The sequence below is a fragment of the Pseudomonas sp. PS01300 genome, from assembly GCF_029960155.1.
Classification (GTDB): Bacteria; Pseudomonadota; Gammaproteobacteria; order Pseudomonadales; family Pseudomonadaceae; genus Aquipseudomonas; species Aquipseudomonas palmensis.
This window is the reverse complement of the sequence record NZ_JASCPN010000168.1, coordinates 1-280: the sequence shown is the minus strand read 5'-3', so window position 1 is coordinate 280 and position 280 is coordinate 1. Positions and strand designations below refer to the sequence as shown.

The 280-nt window shown below is 66.4% G+C and carries 1 protein-coding gene; it reads left to right on the top strand.

All coding sequences use genetic code 11. The annotated features are described in order from the left end of the window. Positions 1-17 precede the first annotated feature (17 nt). Positions 18-280, top strand: a 263-nt coding sequence (locus tag QMX96_RS26820; RefSeq protein WP_282362739.1) for an SAM-dependent methyltransferase, incomplete at its 3' end; no start/stop codon positions are given.

The following is a 280-nucleotide window of genomic DNA, read 5'->3' as shown; positions in this document are numbered from 1 at the left end:
CTTTCCAAGGATTCATCATGACCGTCTATTTCATCAGTGCCGGCCCGGGCGCCCCCGAGCTGATCACCGTCAAGGGCCAGCGCCTGATCCACAGCTGCCCGGTGATCATCTATGCCGGCTCACTGGTGCCCGCCGCCGTGCTCGAAGGCCACCGCGCCGAAACCGTGATCAACCGCGCCGAACTGCACCTGGGGCAGATCATCGAGCTGATGCGCACGGCCCACGCCAACGGCCAGGAGGTGGCCCGCGTACACAGCGGCGACCCTGGGCTGTACGGTGC